Annotated in this window: 14 protein-coding genes; 8 read left to right on the plus strand and 6 right to left on the minus strand. The window is 45.6% G+C overall.

Annotated elements, in window-relative coordinates:
* Positions 1–45 precede the first annotated feature (45 nt).
* Both RIF36_RS20305 and RIF36_RS20310 read left to right on the plus strand, forming a co-directional pair.
* Positions 46–399 (plus strand): nuclear transport factor 2 family protein, encoded by a 354-nt coding sequence (locus RIF36_RS20305; protein ID WP_152000314.1) that lies wholly within the window; start codon positions 46–48, stop codon positions 397–399.
* A gap of 11 nt (positions 400–410) precedes the next feature.
* On the plus strand, positions 411–878 hold the full coding sequence (locus RIF36_RS20310; RefSeq protein WP_350123996.1) for a DoxX family protein: 468 nt from the start codon (positions 411–413) through the stop codon (positions 876–878).
* A gap of 51 nt (positions 879–929) precedes the next feature.
* Here the strand turns inward: RIF36_RS20310 and RIF36_RS20315 are convergent, their stop codons facing one another.
* A complete protein-coding gene (locus tag RIF36_RS20315) occupies positions 930–2,117 on the minus strand; it encodes a hypothetical protein (RefSeq protein ID WP_350123999.1) in 1,188 nt (395 codons plus the stop codon).
* On the minus strand, positions 2,105–2,461 hold the full coding sequence (locus tag RIF36_RS20320) for a PadR family transcriptional regulator (RefSeq protein WP_350077808.1): 357 nt from the start codon (positions 2,459–2,461) through the stop codon (positions 2,105–2,107). The genes RIF36_RS20315 and RIF36_RS20320 overlap by 13 nt, the downstream gene beginning before the upstream one ends.
* Before the next feature lie 212 nt (positions 2,462–2,673).
* On the opposite strand from RIF36_RS20320, the gene RIF36_RS20325 reads away from it, so the two are divergent.
* The 3 genes from RIF36_RS20325 to RIF36_RS20335 all read left to right on the plus strand — a co-directional run bounded on the left by RIF36_RS20325 (position 2,674) and on the right by RIF36_RS20335 (position 4,288).
* Entirely contained in the window at positions 2,674–2,838 is a 165-nt protein-coding gene (locus tag RIF36_RS20325; RefSeq protein WP_350077806.1) for a hypothetical protein, read from the plus strand.
* A 712-nt stretch (positions 2,839–3,550) separates the two neighbouring features.
* Positions 3,551–3,721 (plus strand): hypothetical protein, encoded by a 171-nt coding sequence (locus RIF36_RS20330; RefSeq protein ID WP_317487773.1) that lies wholly within the window; start codon positions 3,551–3,553, stop codon positions 3,719–3,721.
* Positions 3,722–3,910: 189 nt separating this feature from the next.
* The gene (locus RIF36_RS20335) at positions 3,911–4,288 is read left to right on the plus strand and encodes a group III truncated hemoglobin (RefSeq protein ID WP_350124002.1); all 378 of its coding nucleotides are present in this window, start codon (positions 3,911–3,913) and stop codon (positions 4,286–4,288) included.
* 4 nt (positions 4,289–4,292) lie between these two features.
* On the opposite strand, the gene RIF36_RS20340 is transcribed toward RIF36_RS20335, so the two are convergent.
* From RIF36_RS20340 to RIF36_RS20350, 3 genes are read right to left on the minus strand one after another with little or no spacing between them, the layout of a single operon-like run.
* Positions 4,293–5,408, minus strand: a complete 1,116-nt coding sequence (locus RIF36_RS20340; protein WP_350124005.1) for a DegT/DnrJ/EryC1/StrS family aminotransferase — start codon at positions 5,406–5,408, stop codon at positions 4,293–4,295.
* On the minus strand, positions 5,405–6,574 hold the full coding sequence (locus tag RIF36_RS20345) for a dipeptidase (protein WP_350124008.1): 1,170 nt from the start codon (positions 6,572–6,574) through the stop codon (positions 5,405–5,407). Before RIF36_RS20345 ends, RIF36_RS20340 begins: the two co-directional genes overlap by 4 nt.
* Positions 6,575–6,623: 49 nt before the next feature.
* Entirely contained in the window at positions 6,624–7,925 is a 1,302-nt protein-coding gene (locus RIF36_RS20350; RefSeq protein WP_350124011.1) for a glycosyltransferase, read from the minus strand.
* A gap of 184 nt (positions 7,926–8,109) precedes the next feature.
* On the opposite strand from RIF36_RS20350, the gene pfkA reads away from it, so the two are divergent.
* Together pfkA and RIF36_RS20360 are read left to right on the plus strand one after the other, a co-directional pair.
* The gene (pfkA, locus tag RIF36_RS20355) at positions 8,110–9,081 is read left to right on the plus strand and encodes a 6-phosphofructokinase (protein WP_350122239.1); all 972 of its coding nucleotides are present in this window, start codon (positions 8,110–8,112) and stop codon (positions 9,079–9,081) included.
* A gap of 5 nt (positions 9,082–9,086) precedes the next feature.
* Entirely contained in the window at positions 9,087–9,362 is a 276-nt protein-coding gene (locus RIF36_RS20360; RefSeq protein WP_350124014.1) for a hypothetical protein, read from the plus strand.
* Here the strand turns inward: RIF36_RS20360 and miaA are convergent.
* A complete protein-coding gene (gene miaA / locus RIF36_RS20365) occupies positions 9,359–10,279 on the minus strand; it encodes a tRNA (adenosine(37)-N6)-dimethylallyltransferase MiaA (RefSeq protein ID WP_350124017.1) in 921 nt (306 codons plus the stop codon). The genes RIF36_RS20360 and miaA overlap by 4 nt on opposite strands.
* Positions 10,280–10,375: 96 nt before the next feature.
* Between miaA and RIF36_RS20370 the strand changes: the two genes are divergently transcribed.
* Positions 10,376–14,794: a PAS domain S-box protein gene (locus RIF36_RS20370; protein WP_350124020.1), complete on the plus strand. Its 4,419-nt coding sequence runs from the start codon at positions 10,376–10,378 to the stop codon at positions 14,792–14,794.
* Position 14,795: the final 1 nt, after the last annotated feature.

Below are 14,795 nucleotides of genomic sequence, written 5' to 3' on the forward strand. Positions count from 1 at the left end.
GCATCGCCTGCCGGAACTTTGTGCCACACAAAAACACAAAGTGATATGTCAACATTATTGGAAAAAATCAGCGACCTGAACGATCTGATTCTTCAGGGCAAAGCCATGGAAGCATTCGAAAGGTACTACCATGAGGATGTAGTGATGCAGGAAAATGAAACGAAGCCCACTGTGGGTAAGACCGCAAACAGAAAGCGGGAAGAAGAGTTTTTCGGAGCGATCATCGAATTCAGAGGAGCCAGACCATTGAAAGTGACCATAGGAGAAAACTCAACAATGGTAGAATGGCACTACGACTACACACACCGGGAGTGGGGCGTGCGCAACTACACACAGGTCTCCGTTCAAGAGTGGAAAAACGGACAGATCGTTCGGGAGAAATTCTATTATGGATCCTAAAGCACAGTGCTATGAAAACGAAGTTATTTCAAACAACAAGCTCGTGGACCAACCTGGTTATCAGGCTTTTACTAGCTGGAGTCATTTTTCCTCATGGAGCACAAAAGCTGTTCGGTTGGTTTGGTGGCTATGGCTTCGAAGGTACCATGGTTTACTTTACCGAGACCGTTGGCTTGCCCTGGCTGCTCGGCTTCCTGGTGATCCTCCTGGAGGCGTTAGGCTCTATTGTTCTACTGGCCGGTTTTGCCACAAGAATTTTGGCTGCCTCCTACATTTTGCTTGCGATAGGAATTGTTATCACCTCTCACTTGCAATATGGTTTTTTTATGAACTGGTATGGAAATCAGCCTGGAGAAGGGATTGAGTTCTTCATCCTGTGGCTGGGAATGAGTATTGCTCTGCTCCTTTCTGGAGGTGGCAGATACTCTGCCGACAAATACTTGTCCCGTGTAATAACTGAGCAGGCCCATTCCTATTAAAAACAGATGCTGGTTTTGAGGCTGACGACTCAAAACCAGCATTTACAAATTTTACCAAAGCCCCAGCTCCCAGGGGTACATAAACAGATAGTGGCTAACAGCAATCAGAAGATACATCCTGAAAAAGGGATTCTTCCTGAAGACCACTAACACGGCCAACAGAATCATTAAAACTATTCCATTAAAAGAGAATGCGTTCTGGGCAGCGGGCAAAACCTCGCTACTGGCCAGCGCCGATAGCAGGTTAATGAGTGTTATAAGGCCGATAGAAAAAAAGGTCGCCACTCTCATATTGCCTTCCTGTGACCTCACTGCAACAATGGCTCCAGCGATTGGCCAAAAGGCAACCATGAGCCCGGCCCGAACTGGCAAACTCAAAAAGCCCATCAGCGCTGGCAGGAGGAAGCAGATGATGCTAACTGAAAGCCCGACTGAGTAGATCAACGTCGGTTTTTCACTCGTTTTATAAGTATGCCAAGCTAGTGCATGGAAATGTAGCCCGGCAGTAGCAATGGTAATAACCAACAAAATTCGAGACATAAAGTCTTCGTATTCCAACAAAAGCGAAGGTATTCGGATCACAAACACGGCACCAAACAATATGAAAATGAATCTTTCAATAGCCGACGTATACCTCTCGTGAAGCCAGGGCAACAGATAGTTTCCGCTACCTCTCAGGTAGAAAAAAGAACCAGAGAAAGATAAACACAGCGTCACCACTGCCATTGTCCTCAGCTCAATAGCTCCTGGCAGGTGCAGGATCTGAAATGTAAATGAGGCCAAAAACAGCAACACTCCTGTCAGGATTGCTACAAGCAGCCAGCCCCCCCTCTTCTCTTTATTAGCTATCATGCCAAAAGTAGATCCACTCACTAGCGCAAGTGCAATGGCTACAAATGATCCGATGAGCATTTGCCCGGAGCCCGGGAACTTCATCAGCTTAAACACAGATCCTGCGAAAAGCAGGAAAAATGAAAGATAGGCGAACCACTTCGAGAGCGATTCTCTTTTGTTTATTGTTTCCATGGTTTCTAATTGTATAGTTTGAATCTGTTTTGGAGGTAATTCCTTAGTGATTGCCAGCCAGGCAGCATCAAAAGATTGCCCTGACGCAATCAGCTTTTCGATATCGCAGCTGACATGATCAAGCATCTCATCCTGCAGGGGCTTGTAGGTCATCCCCTGGCGGTCAAGGTACTCCCGGATCGCCTGAAGCTGCTCTTTGCTCAAGACCCCCATATCTCGAGGCTTATTTTTGGTGCAGGTAGCAGTATGTTTTTCAATGTTTCCGTGAATTTCTGCAACTCCGACACTTTTACCCTGGCCAACTCAACGCCCTGAGGTGTAAGCGAATAGTACTTTCGGGCACGTCCGTCCACCACCTCGGTTTCGGCTACCAGCAACCCCTCGCTTTCCAGTTTGTAAAGCACAGGGTAAAGCGCACCATAGGTTAGTTTGATCTCACTGCCAGAAAGCTCCTCCACTTTCTGGCTGATTTCGTACCCATACATTTGCTTGTTTTCGGCAAGGAGCTTAAGAATAATGGTCTTGAGCGTACCCTTGATAAATTCAGATGATGCCATGTTGTATATATAATTTTCTTAAATATATAAAATTAAAAATTATAACACAATCAGGACGCTGATACTTCGACACTCGCCTATCGGTGGAGAGCTCTAAAAATCACACACCTTCAATTACCTCCGATCCGTCGCCTCTCTGGCAGTGTTCATCGAAACAACGGTTACCAGGCATTCTGGAGGGGTATAAACGGTCAAAACAAACTATCTATACTATGAACTGGCTAACGAAACTTTTCTCAAAAAAATCTAATAACCAACTGGTGATGAAATTCTCAAAGCAAGACAATCTCTGGTTGGTGATGAAGGGATACGATATTCTTTACATTGGTGATGAGCCGCAGTGTAATGCTTATATGTGGAACCACATTTCAAAATAATCTGCCCTTAAAATAAAATAGTCAGTCTTTGACAGGCTATCGATCTGGTTAATTGGTTTGAAGCCCATACCTGCCCTTCGGGGATCAACAGGTATGGCTTTTTTTTGCTTTCGTTTCTCACCCAAATGTTGCCAGGCAGCTTGAGCAGCTCCTTTTTTCTGGTCGATCGTGTTGCCGCATGGGTCTGTCGAAGTCAAATTCCTCTTCGTCGAAACCTCACTTACCTCTGCTTTACGCACCGTATTAATAGACAAATCAACTACTTAGTGATATGTCCTGGCTACCCGCAGTTCTTACAAAGATATTAAAGCCAAAAAGTGAACTTAGGCTGAAGTTTTCAAAAGATGACAACGTATGGCTTGTAATGAAGGAGCACTCAATCCTATTCATAGGAGACGAAATGCAATGCAACATCTACATGAGAAATTTCGCACGAAAGTGACATCTTCCCAGGGGGGAACTCCAAACACTGCGGCCTTTAACCAAAGTAATCTTTGAACCCAAACCCCTGGCTCGATGCCTTAGCTGGCAGGCAGGTTCAGCTTTTTGGAATTATCTACCTGAAAAACACAAAAAATAATTTTAATAGTACCAATTTTTACTACGTCGTCGCATATCCCGGCTCTATCGACACTTACTTCGTATTCGTCGAAACAAAATTTCCTGCTCCCATTTCTTCCGTATAATTGAATAACCAAACGAAAAAAATATCATGAACTGGTTTTCAAAAGTGCTCGCTCAGGTGTCCAAATCAAAAGATCAGCTTACCCTGAAATTCTCAAAGGACGACAATACCTGGTTGGTGATGAAAGAGTACTCCATCATGTTTATTGGAAGCGAAACAGCGTGTAATACATATATGAGGAATTTTGCTTCGAAGTAAAACCCTCGTTGAAGAAATCGTTAGCTGACCAACGACGGCTATCGATCTGGTTTATTAGTTTGGAGTCCATGCCTGCCCTTCGGGGATCAACAGGTGTGGGCTTCTTTTTTTGTGTCATGTGACGATAATCATAAAAAGGTATTTCACTGCTTTATATACTTGTACCAGCATTTGAAAAAGTCGTAAAGCATGAAGATGGACATTACTTCCAGGGCAGACATCGAAAAACTGGTTGATCAGTTCTACAGCAAAGTGAGAATCGACAATACGATAGGTTACATTTTTACCGACATCGCTGCACTTGACTTTACCACGCACATGCCCATTATGTATAAATTCTGGGAGACCACACTCCTGGGAATAATGTCGTACAAAGGCAATCCTATGTCGGTTCATATCCAACTGGACAAGAAAGAGCAGTTGAAAAAAGAACACTTCGACCGATGGCTGGAACTATGGACAGCCACTGTGGACGACCTCTTCGAGGGCCCAAAGGCGGAAGAGGCCAAAACGAGAGCCTCCCAAATCCGGAACCTCATGCAATACAAAGTAGAGCAAAGCAGGTAGACGCTCAACCTCTAAAATTATTGAGCGTGTGAATGACCTTCTGAACCTCATCGTCTGCAAGCTCAGGAAACATAGAAAGGGAAAGAATGCTGCTTTTTTCAGAAGAACCAACTAACAGACCCTCTGGGTCTGTTCTGAACGACCTGTATGGGGAAAGTTCGTTAATAGGGGCTGGATAATGAATAGCAGCACCAACGCCACCACGATCTAAGTGTCGGATCAGGTTTTCCCTGTCATCAGTTTGGATGACATATTGATGAAAAACGGCATAGTCTGGATCGCCCATGGATGGCAATCTGTACATCGACCTGTCGAGACCATGCATATAGTGAGTGGCGATGGATCTTCGTCTAGTGTTCCACTGATCGAGCATGGGAAGCTTTGATCTGAGAAAAGCTGCCTGAAGTTCGTGCAGCCTACTGTTCCTCCCTGCCACTTTGTGAACATTCCGTGTGTGCTGCCCATGATTGCCCAACAATCTTACTGAGCTGGCATACTCATCGTTGTCGGTAACCACCGCTCCGCCGTCGCCCAGACATCCCAGGTTTTTGGTCGGGTAAAAGCTAAAACAGCCAAAATCACCAATTGTGCCGACATTTTTTCCCTGATAAACAGCTCCATGCGCATGCGCACAGTCTTCTATCAACACGAGTTTATGTGCGTCTCGTATTTCCAGTAATTCGTTCAGGTGCGCCGGCTGCCCATACTGATGCACTACAATGATAGCTTTTGTTGTCTTCGAAATGCACCTTTGAACTGACGCCGGATCGATAGTATATTCTCCGGGAAGGGCGTCAGCGAAGACAGGAGAAGCCCCCACATTGATGACCGATTCTGCTACGGAAACCCAGGTATTGGCAGGAACAACTACTTCGTCGCCTGTCTTTATCCCCGCAGCCTTCAATGCCAGCTCAAGGGCATCAGTGCCATTGCCACAGCCAATGCAGTGCTTCACACCCAGGTATTCTCCAAACTCCTTTTCAAAGGCCTTGACTTCCTCGCCAAGAACAAACCAATTCTTGCTAAGCACCCTGTCATAAGCCTCATCAAGAGCACGCTTAAGCTTCTGATGCTGTCGGCTGATAGTAAAATGTGGTATATATGTTGCCTCAGACATCATTCTACAGGAAGGTTTTTCAATAAGAACTGCTTAACATTTCCGCCCATAACGAGGGCAATATCTTCTTTTGACATACCCAAGTCAATGAGTTCATCTACAATAAGCGGCAGACCAGTCACATCGAAATGTGTTTTCACGGCTCCGTCGAAATCGGATCCGAGGGCTACGTGTTCAACTCCAATAAGCCCTGCCGTGTATTTGATGGCTTCGGCTGTCGCCCGGGTGCCACTACCGCAAACAGCCTGCTCAAACATGGCAATCCCCACCAGGCCTCCTCCGTCGGCAATTTTCTTCAAATGCTCATCTGAAAGGTTTCGCACATTGTCGAAAGTTCCCTTCACTCCGGTATGCGACACGATCAAGGGTCGGCTCGCCATCGCCAAGATGTCGTCAATCAGCGCCGGAGCCGCATGGGATAGGTCGATAATGATACCCAGTTCTTCCATTCTCTTCAGTGCCTGTTGACCAAAAACTGTAAGTCCACCCTTTTTTACACCATGTGCCGAACCGCCTAACTCATTGTCAAAAAAATGGACAGGGCCTATCATCCGCACTCCAGCCTCAAACAGCTTGTCTACGTTCACCAACTCACCCTCCAAGGCATGGGCTCCTTCAATACCAAGAAATCCGGCAGATAAGGACTTGTCATGCTCACGGTCGTCAATAAACTTGGTTAAATCTGCACGGCTCTCAATCACCCAGAAGCTATCATTCGAGTTCGACGCAAGAGAATGTAAATAATCGGCTTGAACAAACGCCCTTTTCAGGAGGCTAAAAACAGGACGACCCTGCGCCAGGCTAAGCAGCGTGATATTGTCTGTATCGCTCCCGTTTGCCCCAAAGTTCATGTTTTTTGGCGTCTTGGTCACAATAGTGAAGGCCTGCAGTGCCACATTCGCTTCTTGCATTCTGGGGAAGTCAACATGCCCATAGCTATGCTTGTCGGTTAAATCCCTATCCCAAAGCAGCGCATCACAATGAAGGTCGGCTACAAAATCAAGGTCACTATAAAGGTCGCTCGCTGCGGCACTTACCTTGTAGGGAGGGGCCAGCGTGATGGTGTTCATTTTCCTGTCCACAACGGATGGTGCTATAAGTCTGAAAAGCACATATCCTGTTATCAGAACTACAGCAGCTACCAGCACAAAAAGTTTAACTATTCTCATCAAGCCAGCTTCTAGCGGTTACGTTGTTTCAATATACCCGTCTGAAAATTCATTTCTCTTTTGGTACAAAAATTTCGAACAACCTGTTTGAAAGCTTCATAGCGAGGCTCCTCCTGGCATATTTATCGAAATGCTTGGAAGCAAATGGTCGATTAGATTTGAAATCAGCAAATTGTTTTTCTAACGCTCGCCTGACTCCAACCTTGTCGTTGAACCCGAGGCATGCACCTGCCCCCGTATCCTCAATGATTTTGGCAACATCACCGGCAGAATCACCGATAGCCAAAATCGGCCGCTTAGCCTCCAAATATTCGAAAAACTTTCCTGGTATGTGGCCTTTTGCATTGCCGGAGTCATTCATTACCAGCAGTTGAACTGTGCTGGTTTTCATTGCTCTTCTTGCACTTCCGTGAGACAGGTAGCCATCAACAACAAGTTTGCCCTTCAACTCAGGGAAAGCCTCGATCGACGTTATCACCTGATCACTAAGAATACCTGCCAGGTAAATTTCCAAACCAGCAGCAAACTCCCTGTTTTCGACGCATAGCTCGGAAAGTGCTTCCCATAACACAAGAGGATTTCTCATTTCATTGAGCATGCCAATATGTGCAAGCCTGAATTTTCCTCCTGGCACCATCGCCTTTTCAATGTCCAAAGAATGCTCGTCGTACCCATTCGTCAATACAAACGTTTTAGTGGCTCCCAATCGGCCAAAATCGGCCGCCCACGTGTTACTTACCGTTATGAGCAAATCACAGTTTTTGATTACCTTTTGTTCAAGAAAACTGTGGCGCTTCCGGGCCCATCCTTTCACTCCAAGCTTGTCGAGAATGTCCCATTGTGACCAGGGGTCTCTGAAATCGGCTACCCACTTTGCTCCCGTCTTTTTTTGGAGGTTCATACCAATCAAATGCATGCTGTGTGGAGGCCCCGTGGTGATGACCAGGTCAATATCATTGCTCTTAATCATTGGAGCCAGAAAGCGAACCGACGGCCTGACCCAAAAGACCCTGGGGTCGGGAATAAAAAAAGTAGCTCTGGCCCAAATAAGGAGCGTATCAAGAAGGCCTTTCTTCTTTTTTTCAAGCACTTGCCCCTGCCTGGGCTGCCCTTCCTTACCGAAGTACTTTAGTGGCTCCCAAATCGGAAACTTCCAAACCTCCAGATTGTCAGCCACTTCCCTTGTTAGTGTGTCATCTTTGAGGCTGAATGCTGGGTTTTCCGGTGTGAAAATGATGGGCTCTATACCAAATTCCGGGAGGTGACTGGAAAGCTTGAGCCATCTCTGAACACCCCCCCCTGCGCTTGGGGGCCAATAGTAAGTAACTATCAATACTTTCAGTTTTTTCATCCAGGCTACGCTAAGAATAAGCAAACATACAAAAAGAGACCATTGGCCATTTCAAGATTAATAGTAGATTTGCCACGCATTAGCGAAAAGCGTTAGAAATTTATCTTTTTGTGCCTACCTTAGAATGTTAGAAGTCTCTCTTTTCAGAAGGTTGGCGAGCTAAGCGCAAACAAATGGTTTTTTAATGAAGAAAATAGCTGTATTTACTTCGGGTGGTGATGCACCTGGCATGAATGCTTGTATAAGGTCTGTTGTTAGAAGTGCCCTTTATCATGAACTTGAAATCTACGGAATCAAGTATGGGTACAACGGAATGATCGAAGGTGACATCTACAAAATGAAATCCTACTCCGTTAGCAACATTGTTCAAAGAGGTGGCACGATACTCAAATCGGCCAGAAGCAAAGAGTTCATGACCAAGGAAGGTCGCAAGAAGGCTTATGAGCAGCTTTCTTCGAGAGGCATAGAAGGCCTGATTGCCATTGGTGGAGACGGTACCTTTACCGGTGCTAATATCTTCTTTGAGGAATATGGCATTCCGGTGGTGGGTGCGCCAGGCACAATTGACAACGACTTATTTGGCTCCGACTATACTATTGGCTTTGATACAGCGGTAAACACTGCACTCGAAGCCATCGACAAAATTAGAGACACGGCCATGTCGCACGACAGGGTCTTTTTTATCGAGGTAATGGGAAGGCATTCAGGCTACATAGCGATCCAGTCAGGTATCGGTGGTGGTGCCGAATTGGTGATGGTTCCTGAAACTTCTACTACCATCAACGAAGTCATTAATACGCTACAGAAAGGTAAAGATGCACAAAAAACCTCTTCCATTGTGGTGGTAGCCGAGGGAGGTGAAGAAGGGAATGCTCATGAGATTGCTGCCAAAGTAGCGGCGCATTTGCCAAAAGCTGACATCAGAGTTTCCACGCTCGGTCACATTCAAAGAGGCGGCAACCCCACTGCTTTTGACAGGATTCTTGCTTCCAGACTCGGGTTGGCGGCAGTAGAAGGTCTGCTCAACGGAGAGAAAAATGTAATGGTTGGTATCATTGACAAAGAGGTAGTTTACACCAACCTAAAAATTGCCATCTCTAAGTCCAAGCCACTTGATCAGGACCTGATTCGGCTCGTCGAAATTCTTAGCATCTAATTGTCATGGGCTTTTTACCCATCTTCCTGACACTTTCTCTTTTTCTCATGCTTTGGGGCATGGTGGTCAGCCAGTTTCTTCGCTCTGAGAAAAAAAAGATACTCACCTCAATCAGTGAATTTGGGCTTTCCGGGAGCCTGGAAGTAGTTGACCAGAAACTGACTTCAGAAGACTCGAAAGAGCTTAGAAGCCTGAGAGCACAGATGTTTCGTTACAACAAGCTTATTTCCAGCTTCCCCTACCGGATTGTGGCCATGCTTATGAAGTTGAGGAAGTTCTAAACGTTAAGCCCGTTCTCACGAAGCATTTTGTAAACTTCGGCAGTTGCCAGCCGATCAAACCACTGAACCTCCACATCTTTTCTAAACCAGGTCAGCTGCCTCTTTGCATACCTTCGTGAGTTCCGCTTGAGCAGGCGAACAGCTTCTGCTTTGTCGTACTTGCCTTCCAGGTAGCCGAACACCTCCTGGTAGCCCAGTGTTTGCAGCGACTGGAGATGCTTGCTTTCGAAAAACCTTTCTGCCTCTTCAAAAAGACCGTTGGCGATCATTTGATCCATGCGCAGGTCGATGCGGTCGTACAACTGCCGGCGGTCAGCCGCAAGGCCTATTTTGATAGTAGAAAACGGCCGCTCACTTTTGCTCTGCCGCATCCTGAAAGAAGAGAACGCTTTCCCTGTAGATTCAATTACCTCAGCTGCTCTCACAAGCCGCACAGGATTGTTCTTATCAACCTCTTGAAAAAACTCAGGGTCGTGTTCTTCAACGAATTTTCTCACTTCCGAAAGACCATTTTTTGCCACATTCGCATTCCACTTCTCACGCACACCTTCTTTGATAACAGGCATTTCATCCATGCCATCGCACACCGCCTGCACATAAAGACCCGATCCACCCACCATGATGGCTACATCTCTCTTTTTAAAAACATCTGCAAGCATAGTCAGCGCATCTCTTTCGAACTGCCCGGCTGTGTACTCCTCAGTAATCGACAGGCTATTGACAAAATGGTGTTTTACCTGTTCAAGCATGAAAGGTTCGGGTTTTGCAGTGCCAATCTCCAGCTCCCGGTAAAACTGCCTGGAGTCAGCCGAGACAATCTCAGTCGAGAGCTTTTTGGCCAGATCGAAAGCCAGGTCGGTCTTTCCAACGGCAGTTGGCCCCACTATTACAATCAGTTTTTTATCCCTGCGACTCATTATTGGCATCCTTAAATCAGGCTCGTTTACTTATCTTTTTGCAATTTTATTAACTTTAGGCAATACGTCGCCTGTTTGGCAGACTACCTTTGATGCATGATTAGCCTTGAAAACAAAACTACGGAAGAATTACGGAAGGAGATCGAAAGGCTTAATAGTGAGCTACGGATAGCACAATCACGGTTTAAAACGTCTATAGAAGACAGCAACGACATCAGCCTGTTGCTAAACAATGATATCATCGTCAACTGCAATGAAAAAGCTCTTGAGGTTTTCAAGGTTGGCAGCAAGGAAATTGTTGGAAAATCTGTCTTTGAGTTTTGTCCCAATTTTCAAGCCGATGGCAGTGCTTCAGCCGACAAGTTCCAACAAAAAATAAAACTGGCCCTGCTTGGCCTCCCTCAAAAGTTTGTTGGAGAAATTCAAAACTCCTCTGATAAGGTCTTCTTTTCCAAAATAAAGCTGTCGGCTCTAACCGAAGAGAAAAACAACCACCTGCTTTGCACAATCAAGCTGGAGAATAAAGACGATGATGCTGACGTGTATTTTCTGGAATCAGAAAAGACGTTTCAGTCTCTGGCCGACAACGCCCCCGTGCTGTTGAGAATGACCAATTCCAACAACTTCTTCTACTATTTCAGCAAGCAATGGCTCAAGTTTACCGGCAAAGAAGTAGAGGAAGAGCAAAACAATGGCTGGATCGCCAACATTCACGAGGAAGACCTGAACGACGTGCTGGTCACAATGGATCTTGCATTCAAGCGTCGCAAAAAATATGAAGTTACCTACAGGCTTCGCCGCTACGATAAGAAATACCGATGGGTACTTGATACCGGCATTCCGAGAGTAAGCAGCCTGGGTAAGTTCTCCGGCTATATCTCCGCCACCATAGACATTACCGAGAGGAAGCTGGCAGAAGAAGCCGAAAGTCGTGAAAAGGCCTTATTGGAAAGTGAAAAAAAGCTTCAAAAATCACTCAACCAGTCTAAAATACTCTCGCTTACTACCAACAGCGAGGGTGTTATCACTTTTTGCAATGAAGCGTTTTTGAAGGCCACCCGGAAGCCCGCTGGCGACCTTATGGGAAAGAGTCTCTTTGAGGTATTTCAGCCCTATGGTGGTGACAACGTAACCAAAAAAAGTTTCCGAACACTGGTAGAGAGAGAGGACTACACCGAAGCACTAACTGGTGTAATTACGCTGGATGGAGACGAAATTCTCATTATACGGTTTAGCTCCATTATACTTAAGAATGCCAAAGGCCAGGTAATTGGCATAACTATCGTTGGCGAAAATATTACAGAAAGACGGAAGGTTCGTCAAGAGTTGGAAAAGACCAACGCCCAGCTCAAAGAACTCTTCGACAATTCGAGTGACCTTATTCAAATTTTCACATCGGAGGGAGAATTCAGGTTCGTGAATGAAGCCTGGAAAACCAAACTCGGGTACAATGACGAAGAAATAAGCCAGCTGAGGCTTACTGATTTAATACCGAAAGACTACCAGAGCAGCACAATTGAGAACCTGAACCAAATTGGGCACGGGGAGCGGATCGAGAAGTTCGAAACTGTTTTTATCAGCAAGTTTGGTAAGAATATTTACGTTTCCGGGCGTGTCAACTGCACTATTCAGGATGGCAGCCCGACAGAGTTTAGAGGTATCTTTTACGACATTACAGAAAGGATACGTGCTGAAAAAGCACAAAGCCTCTACTACAAAATTGCCAACCTAACCACCACCAGCAGCAACCTCGATGCGCTGTACCGAAACGTATTTGAAGAGCTAAACAAAATACTTAAGATTCAGAATTTTGCCATCAGTCTCAAAGATGAAAAAACAGGGAAAATCCAGTTCCCTTACCTCATCACTGAGTTAGAGGAGCCTTCGGAAGTCAAGCAGCTAAAGAGCATCACCAAACTGCTGGCTGAGTTTACATTTGAGAGAAGCAAGCCGCTAATTATTTACGAAGACGGCATTCGAAGAATTGCGGATAATAAAAAACTGCCACTTCATGCCAAGCTTCCGCTAATCTGGTTGGGCGTACAGGTCAATGTTGACGGCAAACCGGCGGGTGTTATTTCGTTTCACTCTTACAAGGACCGAACAGCCTATAACCACAAAGACCTCGAGCTGTTGGATTTCATTTCCAGTCAGGTCTCTCTTGCTCTCGAACGCAAGTCAAACGAAGCGAAAATCATTAGCCAAAGCGCCAGGCTAAAAGCAATTTTTGAGTCTACCACTCACCAAATCTGGTCGATAGACAGGAGCTACTGCTTTACTTCCTTCAACCAAAACTATGCTGATGCGCTACAGCGATACTATGGCATTACCCCCTCTCTGGGTGGTCAGAGCGGCTTCGACTTTCTGGTACCCAGCCTCAGCGATTTCTGGAAAACCAAGTACGACCGTGCGTTTAGCGGCGAAATTGTCAACTTCCAAAGCCAGGTCACTGACCTCAAGGGCAACAAAATATGGAGAGATGTATTCCTCAACCCAATCTTCCTTCCTGACGGCTCCATCGAAGAGATTTCAGTTATAGCCAATGACATTACCGAGAAGAAGCTTTCCGAAGTGGCACTACAGGAAAGCGAAGAAAAATTCAGGAATATCTTCGAATCCTTCCAGGACATTTATTTCCGTTGCGATGCCAAGGGGAAAATAACTATGATCAGCCCATCAGTCATAGAGCTTTTAGGCTACACATCTAAGGAGGTAATAGGAAAAAATATAGACGAACTTTTCAGTTCGTCTGACTCCATTCACAGTGTATTCAGTAAGCTTCGAAAGAACAGAAGACTAAGAAACTTCGAGGCAACTTTGTACACAAAAGACGGCAAGGATTTGCAATGCCTCTGCAATATTCGCCTTGTATACCGCCGGAACTATCCACTCGAAATTGAAGGTGTGGCCAGAGACATCACCACTCTGATCCGCACCAACGAAGAGCTTCGCAAAGCAAAAGAACTTGCTGAGAGATCACTTAAGATAAAGGAGCGGTTCCTGGCCAACATGAGCCATGAGATCAGGACGCCTATGAACGGGATCATTGGCATGCTGGATTTGATAGGCAGTACACACCTCGATCAGGAGCAGTCCGAATACCTCAGAACAATAAAAAAATCGTCTGAAACCCTCCTCACCATTCTCAACGACATTCTTGATTTGTCGAAAATTGAGGCGGGCAAAATGGAGATTAGAAAAAGGCCTGTAAACCTGCGAGGTACTTTAGACAAGCTTTATAACTTGTTCAGCCAGCAGGCCTCCATCAACGAAACCAGCCTTCAGTATACTGTAGCTAAAAGCTTGCCCGAATACTTCTTACTCGATGAAACCAGGGTGTTGCAAGTGCTTTCAAATCTCACCTCCAATGCTATCAAGTTCTCCAAAGGAAGAGGCAAAATTTACATCAGCCTCAACGAGCACAAGAGAAAGGGAGACATCCTGATTCTGAAGGTGAAGATCAAAGATTCGGGCATTGGGATCAGCAAGGAAGACCTGAAAAAGCTCTTCGACTCGTTCAGTCAGGTTGACAACTCCATGACCAAAAAATTTGGCGGCACCGGGCTCGGGCTGGCAATATCTAAAGAGTTGACCAAATCAATGGGCGGTGAAATAGGCGTATACTCTACCCCCGGTCTTGGCAGTACCTTTTGGTTTACCTTCGAAGCTGAAATAATAGAGCAACCCGAGGAAAGGAACCTTCCCCTTACCGACGAGGCCATTCAGAAAGTATTCAGCAAGAAAATTCCGTATATACTTTTGGTGGACGACAATGACGTCAACAGGAAAGTGGCTGGACATATCCTCATTAAAGCGGGATGCAGGGTCGATTTCGCAGAGAATGGCGACGATGCCATTCAAATGATCCAACAGCACCAGTACAATGTTGTTTTTATGGACATACAAATGCCCAAAAAAGACGGTGTACAGGTCACCCGGGAAATTAAATTACTTAACCTCGACCATCAGCCCCCAATCATCGCCATGACTGCCTATTCGATGGAAGAGGACAGAAAGAAATTCCTTGATAGCGGTCTGGACGACTATATTTCCAAACCAATTCAGGCCAAAACCATCATCCAAAAAGTAGTGGACTGGATAGAGAACAATAAGCCTAGCGAAATTGTTGTCCAAAAAATGGCCGAGGTGCCTGACGATCTTAAAATTGTGAACACCCTGGTACTGGATGAGCTCAGCAAGTATGGTGGAGCCGAAATGGTTGAGTCGGTGCTCAACGATTTTTTAAAAGAGGCTCAGGAGAGTCTGGCAAACTGCAGGGAGGCACTAAGAGTGAGCAATTACGAAGTGCTGAGGTCGGAACTACATACCCTAAAGGGTAACTCCGGAACCCTGGGCATAGAACGTTTTGCCTGGTATGTAACTCAGCTTGAACAGGAACTAAAACGTAGCATTTACGAAGAGGTAGAAAAGAAATTAGCTCAAATAGATGCCAGCTTTGATGAATTTAAAGAAAATTACAAGTTATTTGTGGGTGCGAGTTCAACCTCATCATAAT

This window comes from Imperialibacter sp. (assembly GCF_040222815.1).
Classification (GTDB): Bacteria; Bacteroidota; Bacteroidia; order Cytophagales; family Cyclobacteriaceae; genus Imperialibacter.